At 61.8% G+C, this 18398-nt stretch carries 15 protein-coding genes; 6 read left to right on the forward strand and 9 right to left on the reverse strand.

What is annotated here, in order from left to right; translation table 11 throughout:
• Positions 1-46 precede the first annotated feature (46 nt).
• From ACJO3T_RS00990 to cysP, 7 genes are all read right to left on the reverse strand, one after another.
• The gene (locus ACJO3T_RS00990) at positions 47-2050 is read right to left on the reverse strand and encodes a TRAP transporter permease (protein ID WP_406977542.1); all 2004 of its coding nucleotides are present in this window, start codon (positions 2048-2050) and stop codon (positions 47-49) included.
• Positions 2051-2174: 124 nt separating this feature from the next.
• Positions 2175-3329, reverse strand: coding sequence for a TAXI family TRAP transporter solute-binding subunit (locus ACJO3T_RS00995; RefSeq protein WP_406977543.1), 1155 nt, complete (start codon positions 3327-3329; stop codon positions 2175-2177).
• 145 nt (positions 3330-3474) lie between these two features.
• Positions 3475-3987 carry a shikimate kinase gene (locus tag ACJO3T_RS01000; RefSeq protein WP_406977544.1) on the reverse strand — a complete coding sequence of 171 codons (513 nt, stop codon included), beginning with the start codon at positions 3985-3987 and terminating at the stop codon, positions 3475-3477.
• A 3-nt stretch (positions 3988-3990) separates the two neighbouring features.
• Positions 3991-5082 carry a sulfate/molybdate ABC transporter ATP-binding protein gene (locus tag ACJO3T_RS01005; protein ID WP_406977545.1) on the reverse strand — a complete coding sequence of 364 codons (1092 nt, stop codon included), beginning with the start codon at positions 5080-5082 and terminating at the stop codon, positions 3991-3993.
• A 9-nt stretch (positions 5083-5091) separates the two neighbouring features.
• On the reverse strand, positions 5092-5919 hold the full coding sequence (cysW, locus tag ACJO3T_RS01010; protein ID WP_406977546.1) for a sulfate ABC transporter permease subunit CysW: 828 nt from the start codon (positions 5917-5919) through the stop codon (positions 5092-5094).
• Between the two features lie 3 nt (positions 5920-5922).
• Positions 5923-6795 (reverse strand): sulfate/thiosulfate ABC transporter permease CysT, encoded by an 873-nt coding sequence (gene cysT / locus ACJO3T_RS01015; protein WP_406963982.1) that lies wholly within the window; start codon positions 6793-6795, stop codon positions 5923-5925.
• A 17-nt stretch (positions 6796-6812) separates the two neighbouring features.
• Positions 6813-7856 (reverse strand): thiosulfate ABC transporter substrate-binding protein CysP, encoded by a 1044-nt coding sequence (cysP, locus tag ACJO3T_RS01020; RefSeq protein WP_406977547.1) that lies wholly within the window; start codon positions 7854-7856, stop codon positions 6813-6815.
• Positions 7857-8197: 341 nt separating this feature from the next.
• On the opposite strand from cysP, the gene ACJO3T_RS01025 reads away from it, so the two are divergent.
• Positions 8198-9493, forward strand: coding sequence for an MHYT domain-containing protein (locus ACJO3T_RS01025; RefSeq protein WP_406977548.1), 1296 nt, complete (start codon positions 8198-8200; stop codon positions 9491-9493).
• 35 nt (positions 9494-9528) lie between these two features.
• Here ACJO3T_RS01025 and ACJO3T_RS01030 read toward each other — a convergent pair whose 3' ends face one another.
• Both ACJO3T_RS01030 and ACJO3T_RS01035 read right to left on the reverse strand, forming a co-directional pair.
• Positions 9529-11490, reverse strand: coding sequence for an aconitate hydratase (locus ACJO3T_RS01030; RefSeq protein WP_406977549.1), 1962 nt, complete (start codon positions 11488-11490; stop codon positions 9529-9531).
• Between the two features lie 158 nt (positions 11491-11648).
• Positions 11649-13001 carry an aminotransferase-like domain-containing protein gene (locus ACJO3T_RS01035; protein ID WP_406963978.1) on the reverse strand — a complete coding sequence of 451 codons (1353 nt, stop codon included), beginning with the start codon at positions 12999-13001 and terminating at the stop codon, positions 11649-11651.
• Between the two features lie 189 nt (positions 13002-13190).
• Between ACJO3T_RS01035 and ACJO3T_RS01040 the strand changes: the two genes are divergently transcribed.
• The 5 genes from ACJO3T_RS01040 to ACJO3T_RS01060 are packed head-to-tail and all read left to right on the forward strand — an operon-like array spanning position 13191 to position 18307.
• Positions 13191-13919 carry a serine O-acetyltransferase gene (locus ACJO3T_RS01040; RefSeq protein WP_406963977.1) on the forward strand — a complete coding sequence of 243 codons (729 nt, stop codon included), beginning with the start codon at positions 13191-13193 and terminating at the stop codon, positions 13917-13919.
• A gap of 10 nt (positions 13920-13929) precedes the next feature.
• Positions 13930-14700 (forward strand): alanyl-tRNA editing protein, encoded by a 771-nt coding sequence (locus ACJO3T_RS01045; RefSeq protein WP_406963976.1) that lies wholly within the window; start codon positions 13930-13932, stop codon positions 14698-14700.
• Positions 14697-15920, forward strand: coding sequence for an MFS transporter (locus tag ACJO3T_RS01050; protein ID WP_406977550.1), 1224 nt, complete (start codon positions 14697-14699; stop codon positions 15918-15920). The genes ACJO3T_RS01045 and ACJO3T_RS01050 overlap by 4 nt, the downstream gene beginning before the upstream one ends.
• Positions 15917-16825: a PLP-dependent cysteine synthase family protein gene (locus ACJO3T_RS01055; RefSeq protein ID WP_406963974.1), complete on the forward strand. Its 909-nt coding sequence runs from the start codon at positions 15917-15919 to the stop codon at positions 16823-16825. The genes ACJO3T_RS01050 and ACJO3T_RS01055 overlap by 4 nt, the downstream gene beginning before the upstream one ends.
• A 15-nt stretch (positions 16826-16840) precedes the next feature.
• Positions 16841-18307: a DUF3336 domain-containing protein gene (locus ACJO3T_RS01060; protein ID WP_406977551.1), complete on the forward strand. Its 1467-nt coding sequence runs from the start codon at positions 16841-16843 to the stop codon at positions 18305-18307.
• Positions 18308-18398: the final 91 nt, after the last annotated feature.

Below are 18398 nucleotides of genomic sequence, written 5' to 3' on the forward strand. Positions count from 1 at the left end.
GGCACTCCACTCGGCGGCTTTTCTGGTTTGCCAGCGTCCCTTCTGATCAGTTCGCTGTTCGACTGCCTGCCGTCTCAAGCCCGCGACGATGGAAGATCAGCGCTACCGCAATCGCCGGAACAATCAGTACCGCACTGATCGCCGACAGTTGCAGGTTGCTGAGGGGCACCGGCCCACCGCCGGGCACCGCCAGCAGCAGACCACCCACGATCAGGGCCAGCCGGACCGGCCATTGCAGCACACCGCTGGCCGCCAGGTTACCCACCCCCAGCAACCAGCCCTGCATGGACCCGGCAATCAGCACCACGCCGGCCAATGCCTGCAGGATGACCACCAGCACCTCGTTCCAGCTACCCTGGAAGATCAGCGCCGGATTCAGCACAAACAGGAACGGGATAAAGTAGATCACGCTGCCCAGACGCATGGCCTGGATGCCCGTCTCCATGGCGCGGGCTCCCGCCACCGTGGCGGCGGCAAAGGCCCCCAGGGCCACCGGCGGCGTGATAAAGCTGAGCATGCCCCAGTAGAGGATAAACAGGTGCACCGCCAGCGGATCCATACCGCCGCCGTTCACCAGCGCCGGCGCCAGGGCCACGGCCAGGAAGATGTAGGCAGCGGTCACCGTCATGCCGATGCCAAGGATGAAGCTGGTCAGCGCCCCCATCATCAGCAATACCAGCGTGTTGCCCCCGGCCAGGTAGATCAGGTCGTTGGCAATGGTGCCCGACAGACCGGTCACCGACAGTGCCCCCACCAGTAGCCCGACCCCCGCCAGGATCGCAATCAGCTCAGCGAATAGCTTGCCCGCATCGAAGAAGAAATCCTCCACGTCCTGCCAGGCCCAGCGCTGGTACGGCAGCACCTGGTTGATCACCAGCAGCAATGCCGTGGCATAAAACGGGGCGGTGGCTTCCTGACGCAGGAAGAACAGCATCCAGATCAACAGCACGAACACGAAGATGAAGTACCACCCTTCCTTCAGGGTCTCCTTCAGGGACGGCAGTTCCTCCGCCGCCAGGCCCTTGAGGTCATAGCGGGCGGCGTAGGCGTCAATCTGGATAAACAGGCCGAGGAAATACAGCACCGAGGGCACCACGGCGGCCAGCGCAATGGTGCCGTAGGGAATGTTCAGGAACGCCGCCATGATAAAGGCGGTGGCTCCCATCACCGGTGGCATCAGCACGCCCCCGGTGGAGGCGCAGGCTTCCACCCCCGCTGCGTAGGATTTACCGAACCCCACCCGGCGCATGGCGGGAATAGACATGACCCCGGTGGTCATCACATTGGTAATGACACTGCCGCTCATGGAGCCCATCAGCCCACTGGAGAACACTGCCACCTTGGCGGGACCACCACGGACATGGCCCAGCAGCGAGAAGGCCAGGTTGATGAAAAATTTGCCACCACCGGTCTTCTGCAGGGCAACCCCAAACAGCAGGAAGCCGATGACCAGGTTGGCAAAGGCCTGCAGGGGAATCCCCATGATGCCCTCACGGCTCATGGCCAGGTAGATGGCGGTCTGCTCCGGTGACGACGGGAAGCCCTGTATCGGCCCCGGCACCACGTCCGCGAAGATCGGATAAAGACTCGCCAGCCCCACGATAATGGCGATGGGCAGCCCCCCGGCCCGGCGAATCGCCTCCACTACCGTGACCCAGAACAGGAAACTCATCACCACCGCATACTGGGGCGCGGCGTATTCCCAGCCCTGGTCGAGGATCGGTTCCGCATTGACCACGAAGAACCCGCAGATGCCCGCCGACGCCACGAACAGCATGATGTCATACCAGGGGACGCGATCCCGGGCCGCATAGCGGTTCATTGGCCACAGCAGGAATACCAGCGGCAGCATCAGCGCCACCACCGTGTAGAAGAACTGGCTCTCCACCTGCGTGACCACATTGATCAGTTGCAGGTTGAACAGGTAATCGATGGTAAACAGTGTCAGCGCCAGGGTGAAAAGGCGCGGAACCCACGGCCAGAAGCCGCCCGGTCGCCGGATACCGGAGACGTTGTCCCGGTCCGGGGAGGTTGCGGGTGCTTGGGTCATAATGCAGCAACTCCTTGGAGGAAACCCGGCGGGAGACCATCAGGTCCCCCGCCACCAGGAAGGACATCGCAGGCGAGGGGCCGGATTCACCCCCACCCGCGACACCGGTCAACCGCCGGAGAACTCAGCGGAAGATCGGATTCATCCCGGCTTCCTCCAGTGCCGCGGCCCGGGCCTCCATCCAGGCGCTGCGGAAGGCTTCCTCGTCATCCGGCGTATCGCCAGCGGTGAAGGAATCCCAGGTGTCCAGCAGGATCTGCTGGCGCTGTACCAGCCTGTCCTGATGCGCCTGCATCTCGTCGGTCCAGTGACCGATGTCCTTGTAGTACTCCACCACCGCATCGTGGAACGGGATCACCCACTGCATGTTCTGGTTTTCCAGGGCGTAGCCCTCATTACCCGGGGCGGCGTCCTTGTACTTGTCGTAGTCCTCAGTGAAGACTTTCACCATGCTCTCGACCAGCGTGTTGTCGGCATCGGCGTTGGCCACCACGATAGGGTAGGGATAGCTGGAGCCGATCCACGGATCATCCTTGCTGATGCCGGCACCGGAGGTCACCTTGTGGGGCTGGAAGTAAGGGGCAACCTCCTTCAGCCGTGCCCAGCCTTCCTTGTCTTCCGGATCCAGGGTCAGCCAGGTGATACCACGGGGACTGGCCGCCAGTTGCTGGGGCCCGCCGGCCACGGAAACCGAGAACGCGGTATCGGTCTGGTCGGCGACAATACCCTCGAAGGAGCGGCCATAGCCGGGAAACTCCACCCGTTCCACGTCATCCCAGGTCAGGTCGCCAAAGGCCAGCATGGCTTCGGTGCCCAGGTTGAGGGCGTCATCACCGCGAATGTAGGACACCCGCTTGCCCTTGAGGTCGTAGGGGGTTTCCACACCGATATCGCCGGCCACGGCAATACTCAGGCCAAAGCTGGCGATGGAGGTGGTCACCACCCGGATCGGCTGCGGTCCCCAGTTCTCATCCGCGAACAGCAACACGCCCTCGGCACCGTAGAAGGCGGCAATCCCGCAGGCACACAGGGGCACACGACCCATCTTGAGGGGAGTCATCCGGGAGACATCGTTCTCACCCGGCAGGATGCGCATGGACACGCCATACTCGTTCTTCAGCAGGTTGCCAATGGAAACCATCTGGCTGTAGCCGGCGGAACCGGTTCCATAGGCGGTCATTCCAAGAGTGTTGGGCAACTCGACACCGTCGGCGCTGAAAGCCAGGATCGGGGCTGCCGCCAGGGCAAAGGCGAGCAGATGCCGCTTGATGGTAGGCATGGTTAGTATCCTCTTGTTTGTTGTATTTGTGATTAGAGTTTTCGCAGAGCGAAATGTCATTTTGTTAGGCCAAATTCACTTTAGGACGTAATTGGACAAACTTCAATTCGGGAATGGCAGGGCCCCGACGGGGACGCCACCTGTGTCAGGGGATTTCCAGGGCCTCGACAATGGCCTCACACACCGCCTCCTGATTTCTTCCCGAGGCCTGGACCGTGACGTCGGCATAGTGGCGATACAGCGCCAGGCGTTCATCAAACAAATCCGGGAAGGACTGATCCGGCCGCCGGGATATCCCGCGTTTGCCATGGTCACCGATGCGTCGCATGACCTCGTCCAGAGGAATATCCAGAAAAACAACCTTGCCGTTTCTGGCGAGATGGTCCATGGCCGCCTTGCTGTAGACAGCGCTACCACCGGTTGACACCACCTGGCGCTGAACGTCCATCTGCAACAGGACATCCTCTTCCACCTGTCTCAGCGCCTGGTACCCGTCGGCATCCACAATGTCCTGCAGGGTGGCCCCCGCATGCCGCTGGATCAGCAGGTCGGTATCCACAAACCCCAGGCCAAGCCGCTTGGCGAGCAGCACGCCAACGGTACTCTTGCCGCTTCCCGGCATGCCGATGAGAATAATGTTGGTTTTCGTCGCAGTCATTCGTCAGGCCCAGTTCAGGGTCTTCGGCTCGTCCAGATGCTCGCAGAACAGATGCCCCACTTCCGGCACCGCGTAGTAACGGTCACCGCGCTGAGGCCGACGGGCATTGAATTCAGTATGGCTGATTCCCACCTCCCACAGCTCCTCGCAGGCCCAGCCGTCGGGCTTGAGCTCGATGCGGACTTCCGCGCCGATTACATTGATGGCCTCGATGCGGAACGGCAGGTGGGCCTCGCTGGTCGGCTGCTGGGTCAGGCGCACTTCGTGGGGGCGCAGGTAGAGCTGGGCGTCGTCGTCATCGCAGCCCTGGGGCAGGTTGACCCAGGCATCCCCCTGGCGGATGGCGCCATCGGTGATCCGGCCCGAAAGCACGTTGACCTGGCCCAGGAAATCAAACACGAAACGGCTGTCCGGGCGGGCGTAGAGTTCCAGCGGCGAATCCACCTGCTCGATATGGCCATTGCTCATCACCACCACCTGATCGGACAACTCCAGGGCCTCTTCCTGGTCGTGGGTCACGAACACGCTGGTAAAGTGCAGCTCATCGTGCAGACTACGCAGCCAGCGTCGCAGTTCCTTGCGCACCTTGGCATCCAGCGCCCCGAAGGGCTCATCCAGCAGCAGGATTTCCGGACGCGTGGCCATGGCCCGTGCCAGGGCAATACGCTGTTTCTGACCGCCGGAAAGCTGCGTCGGATAGCGGTTGGCCAGGTGATCCAACTGGACCATCTCCAGCAGGTTCCCGACCCGTTGCCGGATCTCCCGCTTGCCGGGGCGTTCCTTGCGGGGCAGCACATCCAGACCGAAGGCCACGTTCTGGGCCACGGTCATGTGCCGGAACAGCGCGTAGTGCTGGAACACAAAACCGACGCGACGGTCACGCACATGCAATCCGGTCACGTCGCGGCCACTGAACAGGATGCGCCCCTGCTCCGCGTTCTCCAGGCCAGCGATAATCCGCAGCAGGGTGGTCTTGCCGGAGCCGGACGGCCCCAGCAGCGCCGTAAGCTGGCCGTCCGGGATCGTCAGGTTGATGTCGTGCAGCGCCTGGAAGCTGCCGAAGAACTTGTTGATGCCCTGGATTTCAATACTCATGGATAATCCTCAGATGCGACTCTGGCGCCATTCCGCAATGGCCTTGACCGCCAGGGTGACCAGTGCAATGCCCGCCAGCAGCGACGAGGCGGCAAAGGCCCCGACGGCGTTGTAGTCCTGGTACAGCAATTCCACGTGCAGGGGCAGCGTGTTGGTCTCGCCACGGATATTGCCGGACACCACCGACACCGCGCCGAACTCCCCCACCGCCCGGGCATTGGTGAGAATCACGCCATACAGCAGGGCCCAGCGGATATTGGGCAGGGTGATGCGCCGGAACAGTTGCCAGCCGGAAGCCCCCAGCACCACGCCGGCTTCTTCCTCTTCCCGCCCCTGCTGCTGCATCAGCGGGATCAGCTCCCGGGCCACAAACGGACAGGTCACGAACACCGTCACCATCACGATGCCGGGCCAGGAGAACATCAACTGGATGTCGTACTGCCCCAGCCACTGCCCGATCCAGCCATTGTTGCCATAGAGCAGCAGGTATAACAGGCCAGCCACCACCGGTGAAACGGCGAACGGAATATCAATCAGCGTGGTCAACACCTTGCGCCCCGGGAAGCGGAAACGGGTCACCAGCCAGGCCAGGAACACCCCGAACACCATATTCAGCGGCACCGTCAGCAGCGCCACGAACAGGGTCAGGCCGATGGCATGGAGGGTGTACTTATCCAGGATATTACCCACATAGCCGGCCCAGCCGTCCGCCAGCGCCTGCACGAAGATCAGCACCAGCGGCATGAACAGCAACAGCACGGTCAGCACAACGGCCAGGCCGATAAGCGAGCGGCGGACCAGGGGGCTGTCGCCCACGCGACGATGTCTGGGCGTCATACCCTACCCTCCATGCAGGCGCTTGAGATAGCGCCCCTGCCAGACGTTGATGGCCAGCAGCAACAGCAGCGACACGCCCATCACCACCGCCGCGATGGCGCTGGCGGCCGGGAAGTCGTACTCCTCCAGGCGCACGAAGATCATCAGGCTGATCACCTCGCTGACATAGGGCGAGTTGCCGGCAATAAAGATCACCGCGCCATACTCACCCAGGCTGCGGGCAAAAGACAACGCGCCCCCGGTAACCACTGCCGGCCACAGCGTGGGAAACAGGATGCGGCGGAACACCGTCCAGTCCGAGGCGCCCAGGCTGACCGCGGCCTCCTCGTCTTCCGGTGCCAGTTCCTCAAGCACCGGCTGCACCGTACGCACCACGAAGGGCACGCTGGTGAAGGCCATTGCCACCACAATCCCCAGCGGCGTATAGGCCACCTCGATACCCACTTGAGCCAGCATCTGACCGTACCAGCCGTTCTCCGAGAACAGGGTGGCCAGGGTAATGCCTGCTACTGCCGTGGGCAGGGCAAAGGGCAGGTCCATGATGGCATCCAGCAGGCGTTTCCCGGGGAAGTCATAACGCACCAACACCCAGGCCATCAGCAGGCCGAACACGCAGTTGAACAGCGAGGCCGCCAGCGCCGCCAGAGCGGTCACCTTGTACGAAGCCACCACCCGTGGGTCGGAGATAACGAACCAGAACTGCTCCCAGCCCATGCCCGCAGCGCGGATCACCAGGCCACTGATGGGAAGCAGCAGGACCAGGCTGATAAAGAACAGCGAAATGCCGAGGCTCAGGCCGAACCCCGGCAGTACGCGTTTGGAAACAGGCGCGCCCAGCCGTCTGGCCGGGCGCGCTGTCAGATCAGATGAGGCCATGGGTCAGGCAGGCACTCCTAGCGGCGTTGCAGTTGATCAAGCTTACCGCCGCTGGAGAAGTGGGTCTCCATGGCGTTTTCCCAGCTTCCGGCAATCTCCTGGATGGGCATCAGTTTCAACTCAGGGAATTTGTCCGCCACCTCGGCCTTCACGGTCTCGTTGTGGACCCGGTAGTTGAAGCCGGCCAGCATGCGCTGGGCTTCCTCGGAGTAGAGGTATTCCAGGTAGGCCCTGGCCAGGTCCTCTGTCCCCTTCTTCTCGATGTTCGCATCGATCCAGGTGACCGGGAATTCCGCCAGGAAGCTGACCTTCGGCACCACCACCTCATAGTTCCCTTCCGGGTTCAGTTCCGGAATGTTGTTGACCTCGGATTCGAACGTCAGCAGCACATCCCCCAGGCCACGCTCCACAAAGGTGGTGGTGGCGCCGCGACCGCCGGAGTCGAACACCTTCACATGGCCGAGCAGGTCACTCAGGAAGGCATCGATCTTCTCCTGGTCATCACCAAACTCCTCCTGGGCGTAGCCGAGGGCCGCCAGGTAGGTGTAACGACCATTACCGGAGGTCTTCGGGTTGGGCATGATCAACTCAACGTCGTCCCGCACCAGGTCGTCCCAGTTCTCGATGTTTTTGGGATTCCCCTCCCGCACCAGGAACGCCATGGTGGAATAGTACGGCGAGCTGTTGTTGGGCAGACGTGACGCCCAGTCCTCGGGGATCAGTTTGCCACGCTCAGCCAGGATGTTGACGTCGGTCACCTGGTTATAGGTCACCACGTCGGCGCCAAGACCCTGAAGGATGGCCCGGGCCTGCTTGGAGGAACCGGCGTGGGACTGCTGGATATTGACGGCCTCGCCGGTCTTCTCCTGCCAGTGCTCGGTGAACAGCTCGTTGTACTCGGCGAACAGCTCACGGGCGATATCGTAGGAGGAGTTCAGCAGCTCCCGCTCCTGGGCGGACGCCGGGCCGGACAGGGAAAAAACCAGCGCCAGGGTACCGAACCACAGGCCCTTGTTTCTGACAGCTGGTAGTAGGGCATTCAATGTAGTGCCATTCAACATAGTGCTCAGGGCTCCTGTTCATCCAGATCCCCATATTCGAATGAAGAATAATGGGAGTACTTATTTAGAACGGAACGATAAGACACGGCGCACAAAACAGCAATGCCCCGGCTAGATGATTTCCGCCTTTTGTTGGAACCGCCGGTTATATGAGTAGCTTGCTTACCAGAGTCGTATGTGAGTGACCACTACTGCCTGGGTACCTTTCACCGCTGAATACATTCACTGCATAAGATTTTGCAATCTTCTACAAAACTGACGAAACCGTTTTACACGCCATCCGTATCCTGCCTTCGACCTGTTCCCATTTTCCGGAACAACGCTACCAAAGGGAGTGTTAGATGACCGGGCATTACGACTACGGGCTTGTACTGGTTTCCTATCTGGTTGCCGTGCTGGCCGGATACAGCGCGCTATACTTCGGTGCCCAGATGACCCATGCAGTCTCGGGACGCCGGCTTTGGCTGGGCCTGGGCGCCTTTACTATGGGCACCGGCGTCTGGACCATGCATTTCGTGGGCATGCAAGCCCATAAGATGGAGATGGTCCAGAGTTATGATCTGGGGCTGACAGTCCTGTCCTGGTTTGCCGCCGTCATCGCCTCAGGGCTCGCCCTCAACCGCATCGGCCTGCCCCGCATCTCAGCACTTCAGATTGCCGTCAGCAGTCTGTTCATGGCCTCGGGCATTGTCGTTATGCACTATGTGGGGATGGAGGCCATGCGGCTGTCACCGGGCCTGGTCTACAACTGGCCATGGGTGACCGTCTCCGTAGTGATTGCGCTGGCCGCGTCGGCGGGGGCGATGATCCTCAGCCGGCAGCTTGCCGATACCGAGGGAACCCGGGCGCGGGTGCTGCACGCGGTGGCAGCGCTGATTATGGGTGCCGCCATCAGCGGCATGCACTATACCGGGATGTTCGCCGTCAGCTATCCAACAGGAGCCATGGCGCATCCGGACAACCTGGTCACCGGCGGCTGGATGGGCGTGCCACTGGCCATCACCATCGGTCTGCTGCTGATTCTGGCCATCGTGGTCATCATACTGGATCGTCGCGCCACCCGGCTGGCCGCTGAACAGGCGGAAGCCGACCGCAAGCGGGTCTCGCAGATGGCCTTCCGGGATTCCGAGACCGGCCTACCCAACCGTTCCGCGCTCGACCAGCAACTGCTGGACCGCATCGTGAAATCACAGCGGGACGGCAGCACCTTCGCCCTGCTTTACCTGAACATCCGTAACTTCCGGGAACTGGCGCCGGTAAAGGGAGCCCGTGAGACTCCGGAATGGGTACCGGGTGTCGCCCGAAATCTCAGCAACCTGGTCCGCGAGAATGCCAGGGGTACCTGGCTTTGCCGATACTCCGAGAGTGCTTTTGCGGTGATTGTGGACGATCCACTGGCCGCTCACCAACGGGCGCTTTTCAGACGCATCCAGGAACTGGTCACCAATGACCGGTCGCTGGGTGACAACCTCGAATGGGACGCTGGCCAGAGCCTGTTTCCGGACAGCGGCTCCTCCAGCCGCTCACTGGTCAGGGCGGCCATGATCATCCGTAATCCCGGGGAATTCGGGGACATTCCGAAAGAGACCACAGGCAGCGACAGCCGCACAGATACTGAGGAGGCGGTTGGCGCCTGACCTGTCGCATCAGTGCTGCCTGAACCAGCCTGAGGTCAGGCAGCCAGCGACTCCCGCATCATATTCAGCAGACCACCCTTGAGCACCATGCGAACCTGACGGCCGCTGAGGTCGTGGGTCAGGGGGTAGGTCCTGCCACTGCGCTGATTCTTCGCCGCTATGGCGTTGCCGGTTTCCAGTGCCGTGGACAGGTCGTCCAGTGCCAGTATGTCACTCTGCTCGATGTCGTCGTAATCCTCCGGCACTTCGAAGCGCAGCGGCAATACCCCGAAGTTACACAGGTTCTGCCAGTGGATGCGGGAATAGCTCTTGGCAATCACAGCCCGTACGCCCAGGTAACGCGGCGCCAGGGCGGCGTGTTCGCGGCTTGAACCCTGGCCATAGTTGTCGCCGCCCACAATCAGGGAGCCCCTGTCCTGGTAGTCCATGGCCCGCCGGGGGTAGGACGGATCCACCCGGATGTAGGTGAACTCGCTGATCTTCGGGATATTGCTGCGATAGGGCAGGATCTCCGAGCCGGCGGGCAGGATTTCATCGGTGGAGATGTTATCACCCACCTTGAGCAGCACCGGGCCTTCCAGGCTGTCCGGCAGGCCGCCGAAATCCGGCAACGTACTGATGTTCGGCCCCTTCTCCACCACGGTCAGTTCCGGGTGCCGGGCCGGTGGCCGGATGTTGCGGTCATCCACATGGTAGGCCTGGCTGTCATCAAAGGCCGGGTAGTCCATGCCCAGGTCCCGGGGATCGGTGATCACCCCGGTCAGTGCGGACGCGGTGGCCGTCTCAGGGCTGCACAGGCAGACCTTGTCCTCCGGGGTACCGGAGCGGCCGACGAAGTTGCGGGGCACGGTGCGCAGGCTGATCTGGTCCGTGGCCGGTGCCTGGCCCATACCGATACAACCATTGCAGCCGGTCTGGTGCAGGCGGGCGCCGGCCCCGAGCAGGTCCGTCAGGTAGCCGAGCCCGGCCAGGTTCTCCAGCACCTGTCGTGACGTGGGGTTGATGTCGAAAGATACCCGTTCCTGGACCTGTTGCCCCCGGACCATCATCGCAGGCACCACAAAATCCCGCAGGCCGGGGTTGGCGGAGGAGCCGATGTAGGCCTGGTAGATGGGCTCACCTGCCACCTCCCGCACCGGCACCACCTTGCCCGGACTGCTGGGCAGCGCGATCAGGGGCTCCAGCTTGCCCAGGTCGATCTCCTCGTACTCGTCGTAGGAGGCGCCGGCATCGGCCTCCAGGGGCTCGAAGTCACCTTCCCGCTCCTGTTGCCGCAGGAAGGTGCGCACAGCCTCATCCGCCGGGAAGACGGTGGCGGTGTGGCCCATTTCCTGCCCCATGTTGGCGATCACGTGGCGATCCATGGCGGACAGGTGCTTCAGACCCGGACCATAGTACTCAATCACCTTGCCGGCGCCGCCCTTGACGTCGTGGCGGCGCAGCATTTCCAGGATCACGTCCTTGGCGCTGACCCAGTCCGGCAGTTTGCCGGTCAGCTTGACGCCCATCACGCTGGGCATGTTCAGGTGGAAGGGTTCGCCACAAATGGCCAGGGCTACCGCAAGACCCCCGGCGCCCATGGCCAGCATGCCCATGGAACCGGCGGCACAGGTATGGCTGTCGGACCCCAGCAGTGTCTTGCCGGGTTTGCCAAAACGCTCCATATGGACCGCATGGCTCACCCCGGAACCCGGCGGGCTGAACCAGAGGCCGAACTTCTCGCAGGCACTGCGCAGGAACAGGTGGTCGTCGGGGTTGCGGCTATCCGTCTGCAGGAGGTTGTGGTCGACGTACTGGGCAGACAGCTCGGTGCGGGCACGATCCAGGCCCATGGCCTCCAGTTCCAGCATCACCAGCGTACCGGTGGCGTCCTGGGTGAGGGTCTGGTCGATCTTCAGGCCGATTTCCTGACCCGCCTTCATCTCGCCGGATACAAGGTGTGACCCGAACAGTTTCTGGGTCACATTACGTGGCTGGGTCCTGGTCTGTTTCGTCATGGGCTTACCTCCCGGCGCGAATCAGATGGCTACGACACAAGCCTGCTTGTGAATACTACCTCCTGACAATATGTGGGACGAATCCGTTCCGGACAACCCCTGCCGCCATCGCGGCCATACACCGCCGTGAACGCGGGGATCCCGGCGCGCCCACCCGCTCAGACCCGGAACAGCGGCACAAGTTCGGGCGAGAAATGGGACACGTTGACCCGCAGGCAGTCATCCGAACCCCGGTTCACACTGAACGAGCTGCCCGGCATCAACAACACATTCCGGTCGGCCAATCGCTGTATAAAGGGGTTCAGGTCGTCCATCGAAGGGTGGCGGACCCACAGGAACATGCCACCCACCGGCTCTATTTCAAAACGCCAGCCAAGGTCCCGGAGTGCCTGCTGCGTCACTTCCTGCTGCACCATGAGCTTACGCTGGATGGACTGCATGTGTTTGAGGTAGGAACCATCCGTCATGATGGTATTGACGAATCGCTCGCAGAAACCGGGCACCGCCACGGACGTGAGCAGTTTCAGCTCCAGCAGCCCCGCGATGAGGTTGAGGTTGCAGGCCAGGTAGCCAATACGCAGGGAGGCTGACAGGGACTTGGAGAAACTGCCGATGTAGATCACCCGCTCCAGCCCGTCCAGCTCCGCGAAGCTCTGGTGGGCACCGGCGGCAAAGTCGCCGTAGACATCGTCCTCCACGATCATGAAATCATGCTCGATGGCCAGTCGCAGCACATCGAACGCCACCCGGGCGCTGACACAGCCGCCGGTCGGATTATGGAAGGTGCTGTTGCAGTAAAAGGCCTTGATCCGGTGCTGCTCCGCCAGCCTGCCAAGCTCGGCGACATCCGGACCATCCAGTCCACGGGGTACGCCGATCACCTTACCCCCCGCCATGTTGATCAGTTTGATCAGGTTGCCATTACCGGGCTCGTCCACCAGCACCACATCCCCCGGTTTGACCAGTAAACGGGTCACCAGGTCCAGCGCCTGGGTTGCTCCCAGGGTGGTCAGTATCTGCATCGGCGATACATGGAGCCGGATCTTATTGTTCAGGTGCTGGCACAACTGCAGCCGCAGGGGGCGATAACCCTGAATATCGCCGTATTCCACCAGTGAACGGCGCTCCAGGCGGGCGGTACGCCGGATGGAACGGGTCAGTATATCGGTGTCCCGCCACTTGGTGGGCAGCCAGCCGCAGCCGAGCTTGACCGCATCGGGATGCCCCTGCAGCAGGCGAAACAGTGGGTCGCTGGACATCTCCATGGATGAGGAGAACGGCATCATCACCGCGGAGCCGTCACTGCCGGAGCGGGTGACGAAGTAGCCGCGCCCCTGCTGGGCCTCAATGTATCCCTCTGCCACCAGCCGTTCGTAGAGCTTTACCACGGTGTGGTGACTGGCCCCCTCGGACGTCACTACCTGGCGAATGGATGGTATGCGCTGCCCCAGCTTCCAGTCGCCGTTATCCAACCGCGTTCTGAACTTGTCATAGAGCGCCTGAGTATCCATGTCACTGCCTCTTCCATGCCAGGAGTACACGCAACAGTCCATCGCGTGGACTGCCGGCCCCAACGTTAACTGTTCGCGGATTTATCCTAACAGTTGGCGGAAGATTTAGACCACTGTGCGCCTGAAAGGACGATAAAGCTGTCACGCTATAAGCTCGAAGTCAGAACAACAATCAAAGGAAGATGATGCATGGCGAGCCCTGAACAACTCAGTTATTCCAGTCACCTTGGATTTACCAACCGGAACCCGGAGGGAGTTGAACTGAAATGGGAACAGGCAGTTAGCGTTGTCGAGCGGCTGATCATGGCGGCACTGATGGAGTGCTGTTCAAGCAGGCTGTATCACTCACTTAAGTACGCGGAGATCATCCATGATCTGACGTCCACGTGTACCCATGATCTGATCACGTTTTCCACCAAGGACCCCTCGGCGGGCAGTGAAATCGAGGTACTGGCCAGGGCCTCCACATCCTTCACTGCGGTCCTTCACTACCGGATTGCCAACTGGATCCACAGGAACCTGCAGGAACCCGAGAAAACCATGCTCGCCGCCCTGCTGTCACGGCGGGGCAAGCTCCTGTCGGGGGCCGAGATCCACTACAAGTGCTCCATCGGCCAGCGCTTTGTACTGGACCACGGCTACGGCACCGTGATCGGCGAAACCGCCCGGATCGGCAACGACTGCTACATCCTCGGAGGCGTCACCCTGGGCAGCCGCGAGATTGCCGACAACCTCCCCACCCCCAGGCATCCGCAACTGGGGGATCGGGTCCAGGTAGGCATGAACGCCACCCTGCTGGGTCCTATCGAGATTGGTGATGACGCCTTTATCGGCACCGGATGCCTGGTGTCACGGGATGTGCCCCCGGGCCACAGGGTCACGTTACGGCGCGAACAGAACATCACCGTCATGAAGTAAGGAACGAATCATGAGAACAACGCAGAAACTTTACTACAAAGACCAGTATCTTACGGAGTGTCAGGCCAACATCAGCCGGCTCTACACCGAGGCCGTCGAACTGGACCGGACGGTGGCCTTTCCCGAAGGCGGCGGACAGGAAGCGGACCACGGCATCATCCATACCCCGGTCGGTATGCTGCGGTTCGAACAGGTCAAGCGGATGTATGGCACGCCCTGCCACATTGAAGGCTTCAAGGGTGTTAAAACCGGCGGGGTCATCCTGCACCTGATCAACACGGACGACCTGCCCCTGCTGGCCAAGCTGCAGGTGGGCATGCCCGTCACTGTCCGCATCAACGCCCTGCGCCGCGCCAGGCTGACCCTGTCCCACTCCGCCAGCCATTTCCTCTATGCCGCCGCCATGAACCATGACTACGAGCTGGAAGAGCGGACCATCGGCTGTCATATCAAGGAAGACTCGGCGCGATTCGATTTTCTCTCGGATGAGAAGTTCGACGGTGACAGCATCCAGAAGATCGAGTCGGTGGCCAACTCGCTGATCGAACAGAACCTGCCCATCAAACTGGGGAGTCTTCCGGATTGCCCCGATGCCCGCTACTGGCGATACGGCGGCCTGGAAATCCCCTGCGGCGGCACCCATCTGGAACGCCCGGGCGCCATCGGTTCCCTGAGGGTACGCCGCAAGAATGTGGGCAAAGGCAAGGAACGACTGATCTGTGAGTTTCCGGAGGCCTGTCCGGATGTCTGGAGGTATCACCAGGGAATGATCACCGCATGACAGAACGACTTCCGATTAAAACCTATCTGTTCTTCGCCGCCCAGTCCATCAACCTGACCACGGCGGTCATGTCGGTGGCCATGGCGGCGGTGGTGGGGTCGCTGCTCACCGACGACCCGGCCATGGCCACCATACCCTACGGCTTCCAGTTCCTGTTCGTGATGCTGGTGACCTACCCGGCTTCCTGGTTCATGAGCCGGTTCGGGCGCAAGGCCGGGTTCATGCTGGGCAACCTTTGCCTGGCCGTTGCGGGGGTGCTTGGCTTCCTGAGCATCCAGAAGGATGCATTCTACCTGCTGGTGGCCGCCCATAGCGCACTGGGGGCCTTTATCGCCTTCGCCAACTTCTACCGTTTTGCCGCCGCCGATGGTATTCCGACCTCGCTCAAGCCCCGGGCCATATCCCTGGTAGTGGCGGGGGGCGTGCTGGCCGCCTTCATCGGGCCGATGTTGTCCGACAATCTCCGGTCGGTGGTGGGCTATCAGGACTTTGCCATCAGCTATGCCTTCTTTGTGGTCCTGGCGCTGATTTCCATGGGCATTGTGCTGATGATTCCCAGCGATCCTGGCCCCAGCGGAGATGCACAGCGTGGGGCCAACAGCCGGATTTCCGCCTCATCCCTGGCCGGTCTGCTGGGGCAGCGGCAGATCGTCCTGGCCATTGCCCTGTCCGCCCTGGGCTACGGCATCATGAACCTGCTGATGGTCCAGGCATCGCTGCATATGAAGACCATCTGCTCCGACTTCAGTGACGTCGGCCAGGCCATCCAGTGGCATGTGGTGGCCATGTTCGCCCCCTCGTTCTTTACCGGCAAGCTGATTCGCCTGCTGGGAAATCATGCCGTGCTCTACATGGGGCTACTCCTGCTGGTGCTCAGTAGTGGCGCCAACCTGCTGAGCCAGGGCTATCCCATGACCGTGACCGGGCTGATCCTGCTCGGCCTGGGCTGGAACTTCACCTATGTCGGCGGCGGCGCCTTGCTGACCACACTCACCGGCTCCCACCCGGATGCCGTGAAGATACAGGGCATCAACGATGTCTGTATTTCGGTGATGGCCACCATTGGGGCCTTCCTGCCATCGCTGCTCCAGTACAGCATCGGCTGGACGGGCACCAATACTCTCAGTATGGCCCTGTGCCTCCTGGCGCTGGTGGTATCGGTGCCCCTCCTTTCCCTGGGCAACCGCAATCAAATGGTGACCGAGGTATCGCGCTCATGACGGAACTTGCAAGGTACAACGACCGCCTCTTTACCAAACTCGAACTGAACAACCTGGGCGGCAGCCATAAATTCCGGGCCGCCCGCCATATCGTGCGCCAGGCCATAGAACGGGGCGATATCATCCCGGGACGAACCACGGTGATCGAAAAGACCGGTGGTAACTTCGGCTTCGGCCTGCTGGCCGCCTGTTACCAGTACGACGTCAAGGTTGACCTGGCGGTTGGCCTGTCATTCAGTCCCCTGAAAAGAAAACTGCTGGAGTGCTTCGGCGCCCGGCTTATCGGCAAGGACATGCTGCGGGAGGGGGCAACGCCCCGCGAGGTCGTGGAGCACTACCTTCACCACCAGCGCGAACTGGGCAGGCATTACTATTACACCGACCAGTTCAACAACCTGGATGGCGTGGAAGCCCACCGCATGGGAACCGGCCCTGAGCTTGCCACCCAATTGCTTGAGCAGGGCGTGGGCAAACGCCTGTTGTTCGTTGGCTGCGCCGGCACCGGTGCGAGCTTTACCGGTATCACCCAGGCATTGATCGATCATGGGTTCGATGTGGAGACAGTCCTCGTTGAGCCTGCCGAGTGTGACACTCGCAAGGGCATCTTCGGGGATCACCGGTTGGAAGGCATGGCCGTGGGTGTGACACCGCCCTTTCTGGACTGGTCTCTGGTGCATGATGTCTACGGGGTAGGCCTGAAAGAAACCCTGGAGGCCCAGCGCCACTTCTACATGCACAACGGCATCCACATCGGCAATACCGCCGCCGCCTGCTTTGCCGTGGCAAGACAGTTACTGGAACGCAGCGAGTTCCGGAACCGGGTACTGGTGACCATGGCCTACGATTCCGGGCTCTGGTATGCGGACATGATCGAGGAGACGCGGGAGAAACGGGTATCCATTTGAGCTATGGTATTGCCCATGGATACCAATGCCAGACTTCGCAAACAGCTCAACCGCCAACTCTCCGAAGCGACATCATTCGAGCAGTGGTATGACATTGCCTGGAAGCTGGACGAGCTCGACGGCAACCTCCGGTGGCGTGAGGACGGCCATACGGACATGCTGCACGAACCGCTGATCCGGGAACATATCCGGCTGATGCACCGGTACCGTCGGCAGGGCCGGCCCGCCGCCCTGACCCGGGTGCTCCAGGAGAGCCTTTACCGGCACCTGGGCGAGCTGTCCAACCCGGATCTCTACGCCGTGGCCCGCACCGGCACCAAGCAGATCGTGAGCGAGTTCCTGGACGAAGTCCGGCGGGGCATGAACTACATCTGCGACAAACCACAGGCAGAGCTGCCCGTGGAGCAGAAACTGGCGCTGTTCCGGCGCGCGGAAAAGGTGTTCGGCCGCCCGGCGCTCATGCTCAGCGGCGGCGCCGCCTTTGGCATCTACCACTTCGGTGTCACCCGGGCGCTGTGGCGCCGGAACCTGCTGCCGGACGTGATCGCCGGCTCCAGCATGGGCTCGATTGTGGCCGCCGCCGTGTGCTGCCGCGACGACCGGGAACTGGATACCCTGTTCGACAACCCCGAGCAGGTTCACCGCCATGCCCTGCGCTGGCTGAAACCTGGCGATATCTGGCGCCGGGGCCACGCCATGGACCAGTCCCAGCTCCACGACCACATCCGCACCAATATCGGCAACCTGAGCTTTCGCGAGGCCTTTGAACACAGCGGCCGGGCCATGAACATCTCCGTCTCCCCCACCCGCACCCGGCAGAAACCCCGCCTGTTGAACGAGCTGACGTCGCCGGATGTCACCATCGATTCCGCGGTACTGGCATCCTGTGCCGTGCCGGGCATCTATCCGTCCGTCACCCTGCAGGCCCGGGACCTGTCCGGTGAGGACAGCGACGAGATCCCCTACATGCCCACGGAGAAATGGATCGACGGCAGCGTCCATGGCGACCTGCCACACCTGCGGATGGCACGCCTGCATAATATCAACCGGACCATCGTGAGCCAGGCCAACCCCCACGTCCTGCCCTTTATCAGCCATCGCTTCGAGCGGGGGCTGGGGGCGTCGGTCAGGCAGGCCACCTCGTCACTGATCCATGCCCATGTCTCGACCCTGCTGGAGCTGACCCGCAACACCTGGTCGTCGTCCATGGTCCGCCCCCTGATCGAACAGGCCCACTCCATGGCCACCCAGTCCTACCTGGGGGACATCAATGTACAGTTCCCCTTCCGGCCGCGGCTCTACCGGAAGGTCCTCGCCAACCCCGATACGGATGACCTGGCCATGTACATTCGCATCGGCGAACACGCCACCTGGCCAATGATGGCCATGATTGAGGACCAGACCCTGGTCAGCCGTACCTTCCGGGAGTGCATTGATCGCCTGAAACAGCGGGCCGGAGCGGAGCGACGGAAGATTGCCTGAAGCTGGCGCAATAGATCACGATCTTGATCCCGGTACCAGGCACCCCTCCTCCAGGCCACCGGCCGATCTTTCATTGCACCATCGTGCCGCT

The sequence above is a fragment of the Marinobacter shunpengi genome (genome assembly GCF_045449715.1).
Taxonomy (GTDB): domain Bacteria; phylum Pseudomonadota; class Gammaproteobacteria; order Pseudomonadales; family Oleiphilaceae; genus Marinobacter.

What these genes read in the sequence shown, in the direction of transcription:
- cysW (WP_406977546.1), bottom strand. Translation starts at nt 5,919, where the DNA reads ATGACGCCCAGACATCGTCGCGTGGGCGACAGCCCCCTGGTCCGCCGC.
- cysP (WP_406977547.1), bottom strand. Translation starts at nt 7,856, where the DNA reads ATGTTGAATGGCACTACATTGAATGCCCTACTACCAGCTGTCAGAAAC.
- ACJO3T_RS01050 (WP_406977550.1), top strand. Translation starts at nt 14,697, where the DNA reads ATGACAGAACGACTTCCGATTAAAACCTATCTGTTCTTCGCCGCCCAG.
- ACJO3T_RS01005 (WP_406977545.1), bottom strand. Translation starts at nt 5,082, where the DNA reads ATGAGTATTGAAATCCAGGGCATCAACAAGTTCTTCGGCAGCTTCCAG.
- ACJO3T_RS01060 (WP_406977551.1), top strand. Translation starts at nt 16,841, where the DNA reads ATGGATACCAATGCCAGACTTCGCAAACAGCTCAACCGCCAACTCTCC.
- ACJO3T_RS01035 (WP_406963978.1), bottom strand. Translation starts at nt 13,001, where the DNA reads ATGGATACTCAGGCGCTCTATGACAAGTTCAGAACGCGGTTGGATAAC.
- ACJO3T_RS01055 (WP_406963974.1), top strand. Translation starts at nt 15,917, where the DNA reads ATGACGGAACTTGCAAGGTACAACGACCGCCTCTTTACCAAACTCGAA.
- cysT (WP_406963982.1), bottom strand. Translation starts at nt 6,795, where the DNA reads ATGGCCTCATCTGATCTGACAGCGCGCCCGGCCAGACGGCTGGGCGCG.
- ACJO3T_RS01000 (WP_406977544.1), bottom strand. Translation starts at nt 3,987, where the DNA reads ATGACTGCGACGAAAACCAACATTATTCTCATCGGCATGCCGGGAAGC.
- ACJO3T_RS01025 (WP_406977548.1), top strand. Translation starts at nt 8,198, where the DNA reads ATGACCGGGCATTACGACTACGGGCTTGTACTGGTTTCCTATCTGGTT.
- ACJO3T_RS00990 (WP_406977542.1), bottom strand. Translation starts at nt 2,050, where the DNA reads ATGACCCAAGCACCCGCAACCTCCCCGGACCGGGACAACGTCTCCGGT.
- ACJO3T_RS01030 (WP_406977549.1), bottom strand. Translation starts at nt 11,490, where the DNA reads ATGACGAAACAGACCAGGACCCAGCCACGTAATGTGACCCAGAAACTG.
- ACJO3T_RS01040 (WP_406963977.1), top strand. Translation starts at nt 13,191, where the DNA reads ATGGCGAGCCCTGAACAACTCAGTTATTCCAGTCACCTTGGATTTACC.
- ACJO3T_RS00995 (WP_406977543.1), bottom strand. Translation starts at nt 3,329, where the DNA reads ATGCCTACCATCAAGCGGCATCTGCTCGCCTTTGCCCTGGCGGCAGCC.
- ACJO3T_RS01045 (WP_406963976.1), top strand. Translation starts at nt 13,930, where the DNA reads ATGAGAACAACGCAGAAACTTTACTACAAAGACCAGTATCTTACGGAG.